The organism is Streptomyces sp. S3(2020) (assembly GCF_013044505.1).
Classification (GTDB): domain Bacteria; phylum Actinomycetota; class Actinomycetes; order Streptomycetales; family Streptomycetaceae; genus Streptomyces.
This window is the reverse complement of the sequence record NZ_JABERD010000537.1, coordinates 1-941: the sequence shown is the minus strand read 5'-3', so window position 1 is coordinate 941 and position 941 is coordinate 1. Positions and strand designations below refer to the sequence as shown.

Annotated in this window: 1 protein-coding gene; it reads right to left on the bottom strand. The window is 67.2% G+C overall.

The features are described 5' to 3' along the window. Positions 1-238: 238 nt before the first annotated feature. Positions 239-808: a TetR/AcrR family transcriptional regulator gene (locus HLK59_RS50190; RefSeq protein WP_171148356.1), complete on the bottom strand. Its 570-nt coding sequence runs from the start codon at positions 806-808 to the stop codon at positions 239-241. Positions 809-941: the final 133 nt, after the last annotated feature.

Here is a 941-nt window from a genome sequence, read left to right as displayed (position 1 = left end):
GTACGGAGGGGTGGGCAGCGAGCTTCGCCGGAAGCGGGGGGTGGGTGGGGCGCCCCTCTGTGTCGCGCGCGGCAGTCATCCGTGCTCCTGGGGGTGTGGGTGCGAGGCTCGCCGCCACGGGCGAGAAACCGATCAGTTTCACCACAGTAAACCGATCGGTTTCCGCGCGCAAGCCCAAGGGGTGGGCCTCCCCTTCGGGTTGTCGATCAGGTGCGGCGCCCGCTCGTCACGCGCCGCGTCAGCGCACGCCCGCCACATCCATCAAGGCGGTCACGGTGGGGGCGATGAGCCCGCCCCGCGTGTCGGCTTTGATTCCCGCGCGGGCGCTGGCGCCGTCGAAGACCAGGATCAGCTGCCGGGCCAGCAGGTCCGGGTCGCTCGCCCCGCCCTGCTCGGCCTCGGCGCGGAAGAAGGCCGTCAGGTCCTCCTTGACCCGATGGGCCACCTGGCTCGCGGGGTGGCTCGGGTCCTTGAGCTCGATCTGTACGACGAGGTACCGGCAGCCCTGGAAGTCGGGTGTTCCCGCCTGCGCCTCCGCCTGTGCGAAGACGTGCAGGATCCGCTCGCGGGGTGGACGGTTGTCGTCCGCCTCGGGAAGGAGTGCCGTCACATAGGCGGAGGCGCGTTCCTCCAGGCTTGCCGCCAGCAGTTCGCCTTTGCTCTCGAACAGCTTGTACATGGAGCGCTTGGACACTCCCGCCGCCTTGCAGAGCGCGTCGACGCCGATGTTGACGCCGTCTCGGTAGGTGAGTGTGGCCGCTGCCTCCAGCAGTCGCTCTCGGGAGCCTGGCATTGCTTCGGTGGTCATGTTCCGAGGTTAACTCCATTCCGACTCGATGGAAACCGATCGGTTTACAGGGTTTCGCTTATAGACATCTCCGAGCCCACGAGACCACACCACCGCTCGTAGGCCGGCTTCGGCTTGAAAACGAAAGAAGTCA

What these genes read in the sequence shown, in the direction of transcription:
- HLK59_RS50190 (WP_171148356.1), bottom strand. Translation starts at nt 808, where the DNA reads ATGACCACCGAAGCAATGCCAGGCTCCCGAGAGCGACTGCTGGAGGCA.